Origin of the sequence: Hoylesella enoeca JCM 12259, from assembly GCF_000613405.1 — a bacterium.
Taxonomy (GTDB): domain Bacteria; phylum Bacteroidota; class Bacteroidia; order Bacteroidales; family Bacteroidaceae; genus Prevotella; species Prevotella enoeca.
Map to the genome: position 1 here is coordinate 36,126 of NZ_BAIX01000007.1, position 16,115 is coordinate 52,240.

Here is a 16,115-nt window from a genome sequence, read left to right on the forward strand (position 1 = left end):
ATAAAAATATGTCGATTTGGATTTTCTTAAAACTTATCGGTTCGCTGGCCCTTTTGATGTACGGTATGAAATCGATGAGTGAAAGTTTGCAGAAGATGGCAGGTTCGCAGCTGCGCCACGTGCTGCAAGCGATGACTACAAACCGCTTTACAGGAATGATAACCGGTATGTTCGTGACAGCTGCCGTACAGTCTTCCACAGCCACAACTGTGATGACCGTGTCGTTCGTTAACGCCGGATTGCTCACGCTTGCACAGGCAATCTCGGTCATAATGGGTGCAAACATCGGAACGACTCTCACTGCCTGGATTATGAGTGCAGGCTTTTCATTCAACATTACCGACTTTGTTTATCCCGCATTCTTCATTGCCATTATCCTGATTTATAATAAACGGCGCAAGAATATAGGCGATTTCCTCTTCGGCGTGGCGTTTATGTTCCTTGGATTGGGCACACTCCGCCAGACGGGTATCGATATGGACCTGGCCCATAATCAGCCAGTGCTCGACTTCTTTTCCTCCTTTGACTCCGACAGTTTTATCACAACGATCGTCTTCTTGCTGCTCGGCAGCGTGCTGACGATGTGTGTTCAGTCGTCAGCAGCCATTATGGCTATCACGATGATCCTGTGTTCGAGTGGCGTTCTGCCCATATATCAAGGCATTGCATTGGTCATGGGTGAGAACATCGGTACCACAGTGACATCTAACATCGCTGCATTCACAGCCAACACACAGGCTCGACGGGCTGCATTCGCCCATATGTTCTTCAACGTTTTCGGCGTGATTTGGATGCTGTGTGTGTTCAGACCATTCGTAGATATGATTTGCTCACTTGTTGGTTACGATGAAAACTTAGTGCCAGGAAACGCCGCTTTCATTGCAAATGCTGCCAAACTCTCGTTTGTTTTGGCTGCTTTCCATACGGTTTTCAATATCACCAATACGATGATTCTTATTTGGTTTATTCCTCAAATAGAGAAACTCGTGTGCCGAGTCATCAAACCTCGCCGTTCGGAAGACGAAGACGACTTCCGACTTCGCTTCATCAGCAGCGGTATTTTGCAGACTCCCGAACTCTCGGTGTTGGAAGCTCGCAAAGAAATTCAGTCGTTTGCAGAGCGCATCCAACGCATGTTCGGAATGGTTAGAGAGCTACTCGGTACGACCGACGATGGCGCTTTCATCAAACTTTTTACACGCATCGAAAAGTATGAAGGCATCAGCGACAATATGGAAATTGAAATAGCGAAGTATCTCGATCAAGTGAGCGATGCCCATTTAAGCGATGAAACCAAAGCGAATATCCGTGCGATGCTGCGCGAAATCAGCGAACTTGAAAGCATCGGAGACAGTTGTTACAACATAGCTCGCACCATCAGCCGCAAAGTAAAGAGCAAAGAAGACTTCACCGAACGGCAATACGAACACATTCATCAGATGTTCGAACTGACCGACGATGCTCTCTCGCAGATGAATATTATGCTCAACGACCGCAAGGAGAATCTCGACGTCAACCGTTCGTTCAACATTGAGAACGAGATCAACAACTATCGCAACCAGTTAAAGAGTGAAAACATCAACGATGTAAACGATCATCTCTATACCTATGCTATCGGAACGATGTATATGGATATTATTGCCGAATGTGAAAAGCTCGGCGATTACGTTGTCAATGTAGTCGAAGCGCGTATGGGTACGCGGCAACGCGAAGCGTGATTAGAGATTAGATACGAAAATATGAGCGGCTGAAAAGACGGTACAAAACATCTCTGTGCCATCTTTTCAGCCTTTTTTCTTTTTACGTTTTATTATCGCCAAAACATAACAGTATATACTTATTTGCAGAGAAAGATAGAGAGGCCGTTCTGATTAATAGTTAATCACGCTGCAACTAACCGTTAATCGGCGCACAATTAACGGTTAAACGAAGGGTGACTAACGGTTAGTTGCGCGACATTTAACGGTTAATGAGAAGCGGGGTGTCTGTTTGTTGTTGTTCGATTGAAATAAAACTTTTTTCGATCGGAATAAAAAACACAGGGAGTTTTATGTGAATCGGCCGATCGAAAATATCTCAGAAAATGCTTGGTTATGTGCGGAAATGTTCGTAACTTTGCACCGTTCAGTGGAATGGGGGGCTCTGATAAGAGCTCCTCATTCTGTTTTTAATAAATTATTTATGATTGACAAGAAGATCGTAAAAACGTTAGTCGATGAGTGGCTTACAGGAAAAGACTACTTTTTAGTAGGTATTGAGATCAGCCAAGACGATAAAATCGTGGTGGAAATCGACCACGCCGAGGGCGTATGGATTGAAGACTGCGTAGAATTAAGCCGTTACATTGAGGATCATCTCAGCCGAGACGAAGAAGATTATGAGCTGGAAGTAGGTTCGGCAGGGCTCGGTCAGCCTTTCAAAGTGCCGCAACAGTACATCAATTTCATTGGGAAAGAGGTGGAAGTGATGGACTCCGAGGGCAAGAAAATCAAAGGAATTTTGACCAATGTGGATGGGAACGACTTCACGGTCACGGTTCGTGAAAAGGTGAAAGTAGAAGGAAAGAAGCGCCCCGAACTGCAAGATGTGGTGCACGAGTATCAAATGGACAAAGTGAAATATACGAAATACATCATCGACTTTAAGTAAGTCTTTTCGTTTTTTAACCTTGAAGTCGGCGGAGGTTGCAGTAAACGAACTTTCGAGTTACTATTGTTCTATACTCGACGAAAGCGAAACCCCATCCGCTCATCAACTTAAAAGCGAATGAACTCAGAAAAAATAAAATTCAAAAACTTATATGGCACTAAGAAAAAAGGATGAAGAGACAATCAGTATGATTGATACTTTCAGGGAGTTTAAAGACACAAAGAATATCGATCGCACTACTTTGGTGAGCGTACTCGAAGAGAGTTTCCGCAACGTTTTGACCAAAATATTCGGCAGCGATGAGAATTTTGACGTCATTGTAAACCCTGATAAGGGCGACTTTGAAATCTATCGCAATCGTATTGTGGTAGCAGACGGAGATGTGGAAGACGAAAACAAGCAAATTGCTCTTGCTGAGGCGCAGAAGATCGAACCCGATTATGAGGTGGGCGAAGACGTTTCCGAACGCGTAGATTTTGCCAAATTCGGACGCCGCGCCATACTGACGCTTCGCCAAACACTGGCTTCCAAGATCCTCGAACTTGAACATGACTCCTTATATAATAAGTATAAGGACCGCGTGGGACAGATTATTTCGGGTGAGGTTTATCAGATATGGAAACGCGAAGTGCTGGTAGTTGACGACGAAAACAATGAGTTAATTCTGCCGAAGTCTGAACAAATCCCCTCAGATCAGTATCACAAGGGCGAGACTTTGCGCGCCGTCATCCTGCGAGTGGATAATGAAAACAACAATCCGAAGATCATTTTGAGTCGCACCAGTCCTATGTTCCTCGAACGATTGTTGGAAGCTGAGGTGCCCGAAATCAGTGATGGACTCATCTCTATCAAGCGAATCGCCCGGATGCCAGGTGAAAGAGCCAAGGTGGCTGTTGAGAGTTACGACGAGCGAATAGACCCCGTGGGAGCCTGTGTGGGCGTCAAGGGTAGTCGTGTTCACGGCATTGTGCGTGAGCTCTGCAATGAAAATATCGACGTAATCAATTACACTTCCAATACGAAACTCTTCATTCAGCGTGCTCTTAGTCCTGCACGCGTGAGCAGCATTACGCTCGATGAGGAGAATCATAAGGCTGAAGTATTCCTCCAACCGGAAGAAGTTTCATTGGCAATCGGCCGTAGCGGGCTCAATATTAAGCTCGCCTCGATGCTCACCGAATTTACAATCGATGTGTTCAGAGAAGTTGCCGGCGACGAGGGAGACGAAGATATCTATCTCGATGAGTTTGCAGATGAAATTGATCAGTGGGTTATTGATGCCATCAAGGCCATCGGTCTTGATACAGCTAAGGCTGTACTCAATGCTCCTCGGGAGATGTTGATCGAGAAAGCCGACCTTGAAGAGGAGACTGTCGACAACGTGCTGCGCGTGCTCCAAGCCGAATTTGAACGGTAATGGGCACCCCGTCATAGGAGCGCACGGCGGCGTGTGCGTTCTTTCCAACCAGCAAACGATTACCAACGGAACGTAACGCCGATGCGTCCCAACACCTATCAACAGAAAAGAGAGATATTCAATGAGCATCAGATTAAATAAAGCATTACGTGAATTAAACATCGGACTTCAAACGGCCGTTGAGTTCTTGGAGAAACGAAACGAACTGGGAGAAGTGAAAAACGAACTGAGTTTCAAACTCAGTGAGGCCCAATACCAAGCGCTGATCGAAGCTTTCAAGCAGGATGCAGAGGTCCGTAGCCAGGCCGAACGCCTTTTCTCGAAGAAGCCCAAGGATAAGAAGCCTTCGCGAGAAGCCAAAGACAATCGGGCAGAGAGTCTGCTCAAATCGACCAAACAACAGCAGTTTAAACCGCTGGGTAAAATCGATCTCGACAACGTCGGTAAGAAATCGGCTGCCGATATACCTGTCGAGTCTGCGCAGCAAACGGTTACGAAAAAAGACAGTAGTACACCGACTCCAGTTACCGAAGCACCGCAAGAAACCGTTCAGATAGCAACCGAACCGGTCATTGCACAAGAACAGAAAGAAGCGAAATCCATTGTGACGGCCGAAATGAAAGCTACTTCGCAACCCTCTGATCATGAAGAGGTTGCAAAGTCGGCAGAATCTACCGCGCAACCAATAGTAAATCACAATGCAACTAACGCTGATTCGCAACCCGAAAAAGCATTAGACGCAACGCAAGTAACGGTTTCCGAGAAACCGACCGCAGATACTTCTGTCGACGAGGAACCGAAATCCACCGAACAAACAGCGTCTAGGTCGACCGAAGATAAGGATTCTGGTCCAGCCATTTTCCAGCTCAAAAGCGAAAAGGCGATGCTCAACGCGCCCAAGGTAAACGTACTCGGAAAAATCGATCTCGATGCAATCAACCAGAGTACACGGCCTAAGAAGAAGTCGAAAGAAGAACGGCGGAAAGAGCGCGAAGAGAAAAACCGACAGGCAGGAGGCGAGCGTAAGAAGCGGGTTCGTATCAACAAGGAGCGCGTAGATATCAATGCTGCGGCCAATCAGCCTGCGAATACCGGTAATTCGGCCGCAAACAAAAATGCCTCCGGTAAGAAAAGCAAGAACCGCAAGCGCAATCACAAGCCTTTGGAAGTGAACGAAGAGGATGTAGCACGCCAAGTAAAGGAGACGCTGGCACGGCTTACCAATAAACAGAATCAGAACAAGAAGGGGGCAAAATACCGCAAAGAGAAGCGCGATGCCGTGCAGGAGAAGCTCAACGAAGAGGCTCGTGCCGAGCGCAAAGACAGCAAAACGCTGAAGCTCACGGAGTTTGTCACCGTCAGCGAACTTGCAACGATGATGGATGTATCGGTCAATCAGGTTATCGGTACGTTGATGAGTGTCGGCATTATGGTGTCGATCAATCAGCGCCTGGATGCCGAAACAATCAATCTTGTTGCCGAAGAGTTCGGCTTCAAGACTGAATATGTGAGTGCCGAAGTGTCTGAAGCCGTGACCGAAGAGGCCGACGACGAGTCGGAACTCGTATCGCGCGCCCCCATCGTAACGGTGATGGGACACGTGGATCACGGTAAGACATCGCTGCTCGACTACATTCGCAAGACTAATGTCATTGCAGGTGAGGCCGGCGGAATCACTCAACACATCGGTGCTTACAACGTGAAGCTCGAAGACGGACGCCGTATCACTTTCTTGGATACCCCGGGACACGAAGCATTTACGGCTATGCGTGCCCGCGGAACACAGGTTACCGACATCGCGATTATCATCATTGCGGCCGACGACAGTGTGATGCCGACCACGCGCGAGGCTATTGCGCATGCTCAAGCAGCTAATGTGCCGATGGTGTTTGCCATCAACAAGATTGATAAACCGGGTGCCAACCCCGACAAGATACGTGAAGATCTTTCGCAAATGAATCTTCTTGTGGAAGATTGGGGTGGTAAATACCAGTGTCAGGAGATTAGTGCCAAGCAGGGTTTGGGTGTGAAAGAGCTCTTGGAAAAGGTGCTTCTCGAAGCCGAAATGCTCGACTTGAAGGCTAATCCCAATCGAAAGGCTACGGGAAGTATCATCGAATCGTCATTAGATAAGGGTCGCGGCTATGTAAGTACGTTGCTCGTAAACAACGGAACACTGCGAGTGGGCGACAATGTCATTGCCGGAACCAGTTGGGGTCGAATCAAAGCGATGTTCAACGAGCGCAATCAGCGCATTGAAGAAGCCTGTCCTGCTGAGCCTGCCATTATCTTGGGACTTAACGGTGCACCGACAGCCGGCGACACATTCCACGTTTTAGAGACCGAGCAAGAGGCTCGCGACATCGCCAACAAGCGGTTGCAGCTGCAACGAGAGCAAGGTCTTCGCACGCAGAAACGATTGACGCTGAGCGATATCTCACATCGAATTGCCTTAGGATCATTCAAAGAACTGAACATCATTGTCAAAGGAGATACCGACGGTTCGATAGAAGCGCTGAGCGATTCGTTCATCAAACTGTCTACCGAAAAGATCAAAGTAGACGTCATTTACAAGGCCGTTGGACAGATTTCAGAGAGTGATGTCACCTTGGCCGATGCTTCTGACGCCATCATAGTGGGCTTCCAAGTGCGCCCGTCGGCTGCTGCACGCAAGCTGGCTGAGCAAGAAGGTGTAGAGATCAATACCTATTCCGTGATCTACGACGCCATCGACGACGTGAAGTCTGCAATGATCGGAATGCTCGATAAAGTGAAGAAAGAAGTGGTAACAGGTGAAGTTGAGGTGCGCGAAGTATTCAAAATATCGAAGGTCGGAACTGTTGCCGGTGCCTTTGTAACCGAAGGCAAGGTGCACAGAAGCGACAAAGCGCGGCTCGTTCGCGACGGAATTGTGATCCATACAGGCGATCTCAACGCCTTGAAACGTTATAAAGACGATGTCAAAGAGGTGGCTTTCGGCTTCGAGTGCGGTATCAGTTTCGTCAACTTCAACGATATTCAGCAAGGCGATATTATCGAAACCTTCACCGAGATTGAGGTTCAACAGAAGTTGTAGGCACATTTGTTACCATCCCGAAGTGTGGTATGGATTTTGTATCTGACGATTGTAGGGGCGTACGTAGCGTATGTTCCTACAATCGGTTAATCATTCAGTAAATGATGGATAATAACAATAAGAATGCGTATGTGAGACAAGTAGCCGAACAAAAATATGAGTTCGGCTTCACCACAGACGTGCATACGGATATCATCGAGAAAGGTTTGAGCGAAGATGTTGTGCGTTTGATCTCCGTAAAAAAAGGTGAACCGGAATGGCTTTTGGCGTTTCGCTTACAGGCATTTCGTTATTGGCAGAAGCTGAAACAGCCCTCGTGGGGACACGTCCGATTGCCTGAAATCGATTATCAAGCCATCTCTTATTATGCCGATCCATTGGCTAAGAAGCCCAAAAACAAAGAGATCGATCCCGAAATGGAGAAGACTTTCGAGAAGCTTGGCATCCCTTTGGAAGAGCGTTTGGCATTGAGTGGAACGGCAGTAGATGCCATTATGGACTCCGTTTCGGTGAAAACGACATTCAAGGAAAAGCTCGCCGAGAAAGGAATTATCTTTTGTTCAATCGGCGAAGCCGTTAAAACGCATCCCGACTTGGTACGCGAATACTTGGGAACAGTCGTTCCTTATAGTGACAATTTCTTCGCAGCGCTCAACAGTGCAGTGTTTAGCGACGGTTCGTTTGTATATATTCCCAAGGGTGTTCGTTGCCCGATGGAACTCAGTTCATATTTCCGCATCAATGCAAGAAATACCGGTCAGTTCGAGCGTACACTCATTGTGGCCGAAGATAACGCGTATGTGAGCTATTTAGAAGGCTGTACTGCCCCAATGAGAGACGAGAATCAGCTGCACGCTGCGATAGTAGAGATTATCGTAAAAGAGGCTGCTGAGGTGAAGTATTCAACTGTTCAGAACTGGTATCCGGGTGATGAGAGAGGCCGAGGAGGTGTCTTTAACCTCGTAACGAAGCGCGGTGACCTGCGCGGTAACGGCTCGAAGCTGTCGTGGACACAGGTAGAAACGGGCAGCGCCATTACTTGGAAGTATCCGTCTTGTATTCTTCGGGGCGACGATTCGCAAGCAGAATTCTATTCGGTAGCCGTTACCAACAATTATCAGGAGGCCGACACGGGTACCAAGATGATTCATATGGGCAAGAATACAAAGTCTACCATCATCTCGAAAGGTATCAGTGCGGGTCATAGTCAGAACTCTTATCGAGGCTTGGTACGTGCTACTGCCAATGCGGATAATGCCCGGAATTACAGCTCTTGCGATAGTCTGCTGCTCGGAAGTGACTGTGGTGCGCATACGTTTCCATATATGGACATTCACAACGACACGGCAATCGTAGAACACGAAGCCACAACCAGCAAGATCAGCGAGGAGCAATTGTTCTACTGCAATCAGCGAGGCATACCTACGGAGCAAGCTGTCGGCCTGATTGTTAACGCTATGCCAAGGAAGTTTTAAATAAATTGCCGATGGAATTTGCCGTTGAAGCCCAAAAACTTTTGAGTGTTTCGCTCGAAGGAACAGTAGGGTAGGAGTGACGGATGAATGCTGATGGATGACGGATGAATGGTGAAGGATGAGCGTTTAAAACTTAAAACGCACCAATTTACAAACTCATTACCTCATCAACTCACAAACTTATGAACTCATCAACTCATAAACTTATGTTGCAAGTAAAAGATTTACACGCCTCAATTGCAGGCAAAGAGATATTGCGGGGCATTGATCTCACCGTACGAGATGGCGAAACCCACGCTATAATGGGCCCCAACGGATCGGGTAAAAGTACACTGTCGGCCGTGTTGGTGGGCAATCCACTCTACGAGGTTACACGTGGAGAGGCTTACTTTAACGGTAAAAACCTACTCGAAATGAAGCCCGAAGACAGGGCCAATGAGGGCTTGTTTCTCTCGTTTCAATATCCGGTTGAGATTCCGGGTGTATCTATGACCAACTTTATGCGTGCTGCCATCAACGAGAAACGCAAGTATCTGGGACTCCCGCCGATGTCTGCCGCCGACTTCATCAAGCTGATGAAAGAGAAGCGAAGCATTGTAGAACTCGACGCAAAATTGTCCAATCGCTCTGTGAATGAGGGTTTCAGCGGAGGCGAAAAGAAACGAAACGAGATCTTCCAGATGGCTATGCTCGAGCCGAAATTGGCTATTTTGGATGAAACAGACTCCGGTTTAGATGTCGATGCACTGCGTATTGTGGCCGAGGGTGTCAATAAATTGAAGCGTGCTGATACGTCGACTATAGTCATAACACATTACGAACGTCTGCTTGATATCCTCAAACCTGACGTCATTCACGTGCTTTACAAGGGGCGAATTGTGAAGTCCGGCGGGCCAGAATTAGCCAAAGAGATCGAAGCCAAAGGCTATGACTGGATTAAAGCAGAGGTCGGTGAATAAGCAAGAAGACTGAATTTATGCAAAGCGAAAAACAATATATCGACCTGTATGAGGCCAATCGGCAGGTGATTTTCGACCATTCTGCTGCACCGCTCAATGCCGTTCGCGACCGAGCTTTTGATGACTTCCGTCGCCAAGGGTTCCCTTCGCGTAAACAAGAACGATATAAATATACCGACATACAGCAACTTTTCGAGCCCGATTACGGGTTGAATCTCAAACGAATCGACATTCCCGTCAACCCATACGACGTCTTCAGCTGTGACGTTCCCAATCTGAGTACATCACTGTATTTCGTTGTCAACGACAGTTTTTACACCCGAACGCAACCCAAAGTACAGCTGCCCGAGGCGTTTTGGTTGATTCGCTCAACCGAGTGGCTGCTGATCGGCCCGAGCTTATTGCCCGTTATTATGCAAAGTTGGCCCAAACGGCCGACGATGCGATAACGGCGCTCAACACGATGCTGGCCGAAGACGGACTCGTTGTGTATGTTCCGCGGGGCGTAAAGATAGATCGCACCATTCAAGTGGTGAATATTCTCCGCTCGGATGTCGATTTGATGGTTAACCGTCGGGTGTTGATCGTACTCGAAGAAGGTGCAGAAGCAAAGTTTCTTTTCTGCGATCACACGATGGACGACCGCAATTTCCTGGCCACACAGGTGATAGAGGCGTACGTGGAAGCCAACGCTCAGCTCGATCTTTACTGTTTGGAGGAAACCCATTACAAGAATGTCAGGGTGAGCAATGTGTATATTGAGCAGCAGGCCGACAGTCGGGTGAATCACAATGTCATCACACTTCACAACGGAATTACACGCAATCGTGCCGACCTTATATTCAAAGGCGAGGGTGCTGAATGTAATCTCTGCGGCTGTGTCGTGGCCGACGGGCAACAGCACGTAGACAACAATACGATGATAGACCATCAAGTGCCGCGCTGTACCAGTCGGGAACTCTATAAATATGTACTCGACGACCGATCAACCGGAGCTTTTGCGAGCCGCGTATTGGTACGTCATGGAGCACAGAAGACCAGTTCCGAGGAGCGCAATCAGAACATCTGCGTCACCAAGGAGGCTCGAATGTTTACGCAACCGATGCTCGAAATCTATGCCGACGACGTGAAATGCGCCCACGGTTCGACTGTAGGCCAGCTCAATGATGCCGCTCTTTTCTATATGCGTCAGCGTGGAATCAGTCTTGAAGAAGCCAAGCTCTTGCTCGAATTTGCCTTTATCAACGAGGTGATCGACCAAATGCAGCTCACACCTTTGCGCGATCGCCTGCACCATTTAGTGGAAAAACGCTTCCGTGGTGAACTCGATCGATGTGAGGGATGCAGGCAATTAAGAATGGAAAAGTGAAAAGGTGAAAGGGTGAAAAGGGATGAATGATGATTAATGAAAGATGAAAAGAGGATTAAAAGAGTAAGAAAGTAAGAGATTAAGATAATGAAAGGGGATACGTCTACTATCGAAGGTGCCAATTATGAATTGTGAATGATGAATGATAAATTAATCCGTGCTTCTTTTCCGATACTCTCTCGCGAGGTGTATGGGCATCCGTTGGTTTATCTCGACAATGCAGCTACCACGCAAAAGCCGCTTTGTGTGCTCGATGCTATGCGTGAAGAGTATCTCAATGTCAATGCAAATGTGCATCGAGGCGTGCACTATCTCTCTCAGCAAGCTACCGACTTGCACGAGCAAGCACGCGAAACCGTGCGCCGGTTTATCAACGCTCGTTCGACGAATGAGATTGTTTTCACCCGCGGAACCACCGAAAGTCTGAACCTTGTAGCCACTTCTTTCTGCGACGGCGAGATGCAACCGGGCGATGAAGTGATTGTCTCGGTGATGGAACACCATTCTAATATCGTGCCGTGGCAGTTACAAGCGGCTCGTAAAGGCATTGCCATCCGCGTGATTCCAATGACCGATCGCGGTGAACTCGACATACAGGCGTATGCTAATCTGTTTACATCACGCACGCGATTGGTAAGCGTTGCCCACGTAAGTAACGTGCTCGGGACGGTGAATCCCGTGCAAGACATCATCCGAATAGCTCACGAACACGATGTCCCCGTGGTGTTGGATGGGGCTCAAAGTGCTCCTCATTTTAAGGTGGATATGCAGGAGTTAGACTGTGATTTCTTTGCTTTCAGCGGACATAAGATGTATGGTCCCACAGGCATTGGTGTGCTTTACGGCAAGGAGTCGTGGTTAGACCGCCTGCCGCCGTATCAAGGCGGCGGTGAGATGATTGCCAATGTAGACTTTGAAAAGACAACATTCGCCGAGCTCCCGTTCAAATTCGAGGCCGGCACACCTGATTATATTGCCACTCACGGACTTGCAACGGCCATCCGATTTATGACCGATCTCGGTCTCGATAATATTCAACGGCATGAGCAGGAGCTTACCCGTTATGCCGTGCAGGAGCTGAAAACAATTGAGGGGATACGACTGTTCGGTGAGGCAGAGCATCAGGATGCCGTGGTAAGTTTTCTTGTTCGCGACATCCATCACTTAGATATGGGCACGCTATTAGACCGCCTCGGCATTGCTGTTCGCACCGGGCACCACTGTGCTCAGCCGCTAATGACGCACTTGGGCATTGCCGGAACGGTGCGGGCTTCATTTGCTTTGTACAACAAGAAAGCAGAGATCGATGCACTCGTAGCAGGCATTCGGCGTGTAAGCAATATGTTTTAAGTGCGAGTCGAATGCTTACCCCACATTACTATAACGGTCTGATCGAGGCTGGATGCGATGAAGCGGGACGCGGATGTTTGGCCGGAAGCGTCTTCGCAGCAGCTGTTATCCTACCCGATGATTATGATAATCCGGCGCTGAACGATTCTAAGAAGTTGTCGTCTAAGTGTCGGTCGCAGCTCCGCCAGGCGATAGAGCGCGACGCATTGGCGTGGGCTGTGGGAGTGGTTACACCCGAAGAGATTGACCGAATCAATATTCTCCGTGCCAGCTTTTTGGCTATGCACCGCGCGTTAGACCAGCTTCGGGTGCGCCCACAGGCCATTATCGTTGACGGAAATCGGTTTGTTCCTTATCAGAATTTGCCTTTCACCACCATCGTTAAAGGCGATGGAAAATATCAGTCGATAGCTGCTGCGAGCATTCTGGCCAAAACCCATCGCGACGAATATATGCAGCAGCTGGCGTGCGAATATCCCGTGTACGATTGGGCGAGCAATAAAGGCTATCCCACTCGTCGTCATCGCGAGGCCATCCGTGCATTTGGCATCAGTCCCTATCACCGCCGTAGTTTCCAGCTTTTAGGTGAGTTGGACCTCTTGTTTGATGATTGAGAACTGACATTTGAGAATTGATCAATTAAGAATTGACAAATCATCATTCGCCAATTACGTTGTAGTCCCAAAGCCCCAAACACATAACACCAATAGCATCTATATATCCTTATTTATCAGACAGATGCGGACCACCCTGCAACAAGCCGTCAGTTGTGTTGCAACGAAGCATGAATCGCACGACAACCCATGCTTACTTACGTCACAACAAATCATGAGTTGCAACGCGATCTATTCGATCTATCCGTTTACTTGTCAACTCGTCTGCTGCGACCTAACTCAGAAAAGGTATCGTGCTGCACACCTTTGAACAAGCGGTTGAGCACAAATGAATAAAAAAACAGCAAACTCCGATCAAGGAATTTGCTGCCGTACGTTGGTTTACTAACCTGCAAAGGATGTGCGGAAAGCCTTATTTTCCGTGGTGCTCATCAGAAACTGTGAGTTTCTTTCGACCGCGAGCACGACGCGATGCCAACACACGCCGACCATTCTTTGTTGCCATTCTCTCGCGGAAACCGTGCTTGTTCACTCTCCGTCTGTTGTGAGGCTGAAATGTTCTTTTCATTGTTACGACTGTATTTTTATTGTTAATATTTTACGCTTTGGGGTGCAAAATTACGCAATTCTTTTGTAATCACCAAGGAAAAGCGCTTTTTTAGCGTCCAATCTACGGTTTTTTGCATTTTATTTGTAACTTTGCAGCGCTTCAAAGAACAGTCAATCGACACATATTATCATTCATTCAAGATAAAACAAAATGATCAATTCACAGGAGATTAAGATCGGAACGTGCATCCGTCTTGACAATCAGATCTTCACTTGCATCGATTTTCAGCATGTGAAACCGGGCAAGGGAAACACCGTTATGCGCACAAAGTTGAAGAATGTGACCACAGGTCGCGTGCTGGATCGCACCTTTCAGGTGGGTTTCAAACTCGAAGACGTGCGCATAGAACGCCGTCCTTACCAGTATCTTTACCAAGACGGGGAGGACTATATATTCATGAATCAAGAGACTTTTGAGCAAGCTCCCATCCCCAGAGAAGCCGTTACGGGCATCGATTTTATGAAAGAAGGCGACGTGGTGGAAGTGGTTACCGATACAACCGACGGCACTGTGCTCTTCGCCGAAATGCCAGTGAAGACGGTGTTGCGCGTCACGCACTCGGAACCGGGCCTCAAAGGAGATACCGCAACAAATGCAACCAAGCCTGCAACATTGGAAACCGGCGTTGAAATTCGCGTCCCGTTGTTTATCAACGAAGGTGAACTGGTGCAGGTAGATACGCGCGACGGATCTTATTTGCAGCGTGTGAAAGAGTGAGACTACATGTTTTTAAGTGTATGAGTTTTTAAGATTTTGAAATCAACTTACCATTCATTCAAAACTTAAAAACGCATATACTTAAAAACAAAACAGCTTACTCACTTACCAACCCACTAACTCACGTACTATTGAAATACTCATTCATCATCCCCGTTTATAATCGTCCCGACGAGGTGGACGAGTTATTGGAAAGCCTCACAACGCAAAGTTTAAAGTCGTTTGAGGTGATTATCGTCGAAGACGGATCATCAGTGACATGCCGGGAAGTGTGCAATCGCTATACCGACAAGCTGGATTTGAAGTATTTCGAGAAGTCAAATTCTGGCCCGGGACAGTCTCGTAACTATGGTGCCGAGCGTTCTTCGGGCGACTATCTCATTGTGTTGGATAGCGATGTGGTGCTTCCTGCGGGTTATTTGCAGGCTGTTGATGATGAATTGAAGCGTGAACCGGCCGACGCTTTTGGTGGTCCCGACAGCGCACACGCGTCTTTTACCGATACGCAGAAGGCCATCTCGTATTCGATGACAGCCTTTTTCACTACGGGAGGAATACGTGGCGGCAAAAAGAAACTCGATAAATTCTATCCCCGTTCATTCAATATGGGTATCCGACGCGATGTTTATGCGCAGCTCGGAGGCTTCTCCAAGATGCGCTTCGGAGAAGATATCGACTTTTCAATACGCATTTTTAAAGCCGGATGCAGCTGTCGTTTGTTTCCCGAAGCATGGGTTTGGCACAAACGACGGACCGATTTTCGCAAGTTCTTTCGACAAGTTTACAACAGCGGAATAGCCCGAATCAATCTCTATAAAAAATATCCCGAATCGCTAAAAGCCGTGCATTTACTGCCGATGTTGTTCACAGTCGGCGTATTGTTATTGGTCGTATTGTCGGCTTTTTTGCGTTCGTTATGGCCTCTCTCACTACTTTTGTTTTATGCAGCCATCATTTTTGGCGATGCGTTGCGTGTCTCTCGAAACCTCAAAGTGGCATTGCTGGCCGTCGTGGCAGCCTTTACTCAACTGATGGGTTACGGCTTCGGTTTTCTCAATGCATGGTGGAAACGCTGCGTGTTAGGGCGCGATGCGTTCAGCGCTTTTGAACGAACGTTTTATAAATAATGGATTCCCTCCCCATTTCTCAATGGTCTTTGGAAGATCGTCCACGTGAAAAGTTGGAACGATTAGGTGCTTCGGCACTGTCGAATGCCGAACTTTTGGCCATTCTCATAGGCTCTGGTTCTGCCCAGGAGAGTGCTGTTGACTTAATGAAACGCCTGCTACACGACTGCAACAACAATCTGAATACATTGGGAAAACACACCATTCACGATCTCATGAACTATAAAGGGATCGGCGAAGCAAAAGCTATCACCATTCTGGCAGCCTGCGAACTGGGCAAGCGACGTGCTCGCGAGAAAGCCGAGGAACGCGCAGATCTGAGTTCGGCAACGGCTATTTACAACCTGATGCACCCCCGAATGCAAGATTTGAGCATCGAAGAGGCTTACGTCTTGCTGTTGAATCGCAACTATAAACTCATCAAGGATGTGCTCATCAGCCGTGGCGGCATCAGCGAAACGGCCATCGACGTGCGCATAATCATTCGAGAAGCGTTGCTAAACAACGCCACCATCGTTGCACTTTGTCACAATCATCCCAGCAACAACAACTCGCCCAGTCCCGAAGACGATTGTATCACGCAGCTCGTTAAGAATGCCTGCAATCTGATGCGCATCTATTTCCTCGACCATGTCATCATCACCGATGGCCGATATTACAGTTATCACGAGAACGGAAGACTTTAATCCTCATTGAGAATGAAGGCTTGAGAATTGGGCGTTGAGCTTCAGATACAAAAACAAAAGAGCATA

12 protein-coding genes and 2 pseudogenes are annotated in these 16,115 nt (G+C 47.7%); 13 read left to right on the plus strand and 1 reads right to left on the minus strand.

Translation table 11 applies throughout. The features are described from left to right. Nucleotides 1–8 precede the first annotated feature (8 nt). The 10 genes and pseudogenes from JCM12259_RS03885 to rnhB all read left to right on the plus strand — a co-directional run bounded on the left by JCM12259_RS03885 (nt 9) and on the right by rnhB (nt 12,909). The gene (locus JCM12259_RS03885; protein WP_025065494.1) at nt 9–1,718 is read left to right on the plus strand and encodes a Na/Pi cotransporter family protein; all 1,710 of its coding nucleotides are present in this window, start codon (nt 9–11) and stop codon (nt 1,716–1,718) included. A gap of 463 nt (nt 1,719–2,181) precedes the next feature. Next, nucleotides 2,182–2,649: a ribosome assembly cofactor RimP gene (gene rimP, locus JCM12259_RS03890; RefSeq protein ID WP_025065495.1), complete on the plus strand. Its 468-nt coding sequence runs from the start codon at nt 2,182–2,184 to the stop codon at nt 2,647–2,649. 151 nt (nt 2,650–2,800) lie between these two features. Next, complete coding sequence (gene nusA, locus JCM12259_RS03895; protein ID WP_025065496.1) at nt 2,801–4,066, plus strand: transcription termination factor NusA; 1,266 nt, start codon at nt 2,801–2,803, stop codon at nt 4,064–4,066. 121 nt (nt 4,067–4,187) lie between these two features. Then, on the plus strand, nt 4,188–7,142 hold the full coding sequence (gene infB, locus JCM12259_RS03900) for a translation initiation factor IF-2 (protein ID WP_025065497.1): 2,955 nt from the start codon (nt 4,188–4,190) through the stop codon (nt 7,140–7,142). Between the two features lie 104 nt (nt 7,143–7,246). Next, a pseudogene (gene sufB, locus JCM12259_RS13685) lies at nt 7,247–8,691 on the plus strand (Fe-S cluster assembly protein SufB). Between the two features lie 132 nt (nt 8,692–8,823). Then, nucleotides 8,824–9,576: a Fe-S cluster assembly ATPase SufC gene (sufC, locus tag JCM12259_RS03910; protein WP_024991619.1), complete on the plus strand. Its 753-nt coding sequence runs from the start codon at nt 8,824–8,826 to the stop codon at nt 9,574–9,576. 17 nt (nt 9,577–9,593) lie between these two features. After that, a pseudogene (locus tag JCM12259_RS17150) lies at nt 9,594–10,048 on the plus strand (Fe-S cluster assembly protein SufD); the annotation flags it as partial. Next, nucleotides 10,040–10,945 (plus strand): Fe-S cluster assembly protein SufD, encoded by a 906-nt coding sequence (sufD, locus tag JCM12259_RS13690; protein ID WP_234396539.1) that lies wholly within the window; start codon nt 10,040–10,042, stop codon nt 10,943–10,945. The pseudogene JCM12259_RS17150 and the gene sufD, both read left to right, overlap by 9 nt. Nucleotides 10,946–11,080: 135 nt before the next feature. After that, nucleotides 11,081–12,295: an aminotransferase class V-fold PLP-dependent enzyme gene (locus JCM12259_RS03920; RefSeq protein WP_025065498.1), complete on the plus strand. Its 1,215-nt coding sequence runs from the start codon at nt 11,081–11,083 to the stop codon at nt 12,293–12,295. Between the two features lie 11 nt (nt 12,296–12,306). After that, nucleotides 12,307–12,909 carry a ribonuclease HII gene (gene rnhB, locus JCM12259_RS03925; protein ID WP_025065499.1) on the plus strand — a complete coding sequence of 201 codons (603 nt, stop codon included), beginning with the start codon at nt 12,307–12,309 and terminating at the stop codon, nt 12,907–12,909. A 412-nt stretch (nt 12,910–13,321) separates the two neighbouring features. Here the strand turns inward: rnhB and rpmH are convergent, their stop codons facing one another. Continuing rightward, complete coding sequence (gene rpmH, locus JCM12259_RS03930; protein ID WP_025065500.1) at nt 13,322–13,477, minus strand: 50S ribosomal protein L34; 156 nt, start codon at nt 13,475–13,477, stop codon at nt 13,322–13,324. A gap of 192 nt (nt 13,478–13,669) precedes the next feature. Here rpmH and efp point away from each other — a divergent pair, with 192 nt between their 5' ends. The 3 genes from efp to radC all read left to right on the plus strand — a co-directional run bounded on the left by efp (nt 13,670) and on the right by radC (nt 16,049). Next, nucleotides 13,670–14,236 carry an elongation factor P gene (gene efp / locus JCM12259_RS03935; RefSeq protein WP_025065501.1) on the plus strand — a complete coding sequence of 189 codons (567 nt, stop codon included), beginning with the start codon at nt 13,670–13,672 and terminating at the stop codon, nt 14,234–14,236. Between the two features lie 131 nt (nt 14,237–14,367). Beyond that, a complete protein-coding gene (locus tag JCM12259_RS03940; RefSeq protein WP_025065502.1) occupies nt 14,368–15,363 on the plus strand; it encodes a glycosyltransferase family 2 protein in 996 nt (331 codons plus the stop codon). Next, nucleotides 15,363–16,049, plus strand: coding sequence for a RadC family protein (radC, locus tag JCM12259_RS03945; RefSeq protein ID WP_025065503.1), 687 nt, complete (start codon nt 15,363–15,365; stop codon nt 16,047–16,049). The genes JCM12259_RS03940 and radC overlap by 1 nt, the downstream gene beginning before the upstream one ends. Nucleotides 16,050–16,115 lie beyond the last annotated feature (66 nt).